The organism is Bacillus sp. P4_D3 (assembly GCF_056401855.1).
In genome coordinates this window covers 1-2,191 of sequence record NZ_JBFUIN010000528.1, presented here as the reverse complement: position 1 = coordinate 2,191, position 2,191 = coordinate 1, and the positions used below count along the sequence as shown (strand labels likewise).

2 protein-coding genes and 1 pseudogene are annotated in these 2,191 nt (G+C 31.8%); all 3 read left to right on the top strand.

All coding sequences use genetic code 11. The features are described 5' to 3' along the window. Positions 1–108: pseudogene (locus AC1DTM_RS23625) on the top strand (EsaB/YukD family protein); the annotation flags it as partial. A gap of 80 nt (positions 109–188) precedes the next feature. Then, positions 189–1,388, top strand: coding sequence for a type VII secretion protein EssB (gene essB / locus AC1DTM_RS23620; RefSeq protein ID WP_088098994.1), 1,200 nt, complete (start codon positions 189–191; stop codon positions 1,386–1,388). Between the two features lie 43 nt (positions 1,389–1,431). Continuing rightward, positions 1,432–2,191: FtsK/SpoIIIE N-terminal domain-containing protein (locus AC1DTM_RS23615; RefSeq protein ID WP_477001028.1), on the top strand; the 760-nt coding region annotated here is incomplete at its 3' end.

Genomic DNA, 2,191 nt, shown 5'->3' with positions numbered 1-2,191 from the left:
GGTTCGCATTTTGTAATAAAAGTAAAAAATAAATCGATTGTTTTAACAGATAGTGATCGTTTAATAGATCATCAAATAACAGATGGGGATATTTTACAAGTTTTGTAAAGAATATTACCTGTTTTTAGTTTTTTACAAAAAACAGCTTTGTTATTATGGTTTATAAACAAAAGGAGAAGAGGATAAAAATGACGGAAAAAACAATTCAAATTGATTCAATGAACTATCAATTTCAAATAGAAAAAGAAATTTGGAAATTGGAAATGACAAAATCTCAAACGCGTATAAAAGATTTCCGTCAATTCGATATAATTACGGGCGCATCATCTGAGTTTGTACCATTAACGATAGAAGAAACGGATGATATGTTTACGTTTATATTTCAAGTGGATAAAAAATTATATAAGTGGGACGATCTTGGCCGTTTTGGAAGAAATGAGAAATTAAGACTGCTTCGAAATATAGCGCAGTTTCGTAAATACTTAAATAAACGAATAACGTTCTTTTTACATCCAGACAACATAGTTTTTAATGCTAATTTAATACCAAGTATTATACATAGAGGAATTCGAGATATTGTTCCACCAACCCCGTTGTTAGAAGAGCAATTTTTAACACAGTATAAGTGTCTAATCATTGCTTTATTCTCCCAAAAGCATAATTTTGATGATTTGTATGCTGGGTTACTAAAAGATGCAAAAGAAACAACATTTGAACAAACGGTTGCTCAAATGGAGAGCCTAGATGCATTACTGCAGTTTCTTGATGACAGCTTTGAGAAGGAACAAGCAAAAACAGAAAAAAACATGCAGTTAGTACCTAAAAAGAGCTACAAATCATTTAAATATTTAGCTTTTTCCTTCATAGCGGCGACAGTTATTTTAGCTGCTCCTTTAATATATTTCACTTTTATAAAATTTCCTTATCAAAATAAATTATTAGAAGCAAATGCGAGTTTCATAGCAACTGATTATGACCAAGTAATTACGCAATTAAATGAAGCGGAATTTGAATCATTACCGATTGCTTCTAAATATGAGTTAGCATTTGCATACATTACAGCTGAAAAACTAGATGAAGATCAAAAAAAAGCAATTATGAAAAATATTAGTTTAAAAAGTGATGAAAAGTATTTGCTTTATTGGATGTATAACGGAAATGGTAATTTTGATAAATCATTGGATTTAGCTAAGACTCTTGATGATCCGGAGCTTATTATATACGGCCTTGTTAAACAAATTGAATCGCTGAAAAATAATCCGGATTTGTCAGGAGAAGAGCGTGATCAAAAGTTAAAAACATATGAGCAACAATTAGATGAATATACAAAGAAATATGGTAAGTCATCAAGCGATAAAGATTTGTCGAACACAGAGAAAAAAGAATAAGAAAGCACTTGATGAGACAGTTGAAAAGGAGCAGTGAACGCGCATGGAGCAACTATTAGTATTGACTTATGGAGACAGAATATATAAGAGCACATTACATCCAAAAGAGCAATCAATAGTGTCGATTGGAAAAGAGTGGACAAATGATATTACGAATCCAAGTTTAGAGAAAGAAATAGAGTTAAACTGGAATAATGAAGTAAACGCTTGGATGGTAGAAAGTCAATTAATAGAATTCAACAAAGAATTTGAAATTGGAAAAAATCAAGGCGTGAGCTTAAAAGTCTTTATATCTATTATTGGCACAACTAAAGTGTTTGATATAGGAACGAAACATTCTCTTACAATCAGTCAAAATAGTTATGATGATATCGCTATTACAGGGAGTAGCGTAGATTTAATACTGTCTCGTGAAACGTTGTATGATTCTTTTAAAGTGAACGTATATGACGGGGCTGTATTTCATAATTATACGAAGCTAAATGATAGCGTTATGTTAGAAGCGGGAGACCAATTATATTTTGATGGTGTTTTGATGGAGATTGGCAGTGAAGATATTCAAGTATTGTCCTCAGAAAACAACGTGAAATCTACATTACCTATTTTAGTAGAATCAGAAACGAATTATCAAAGTGGTTATCCAGACTATCATCGTTCACCACGTATTATTTATCGTGAACCAGAAGAGAAAATGACAGTTGCGAAACCATCAAGTAAGCCGACAAAACCAACTGAGCATTTAGCAAGAATAATCGCACCTTCTCTTGTCATGATTGTTGTGACAGTATTACTCGCTATTTTTA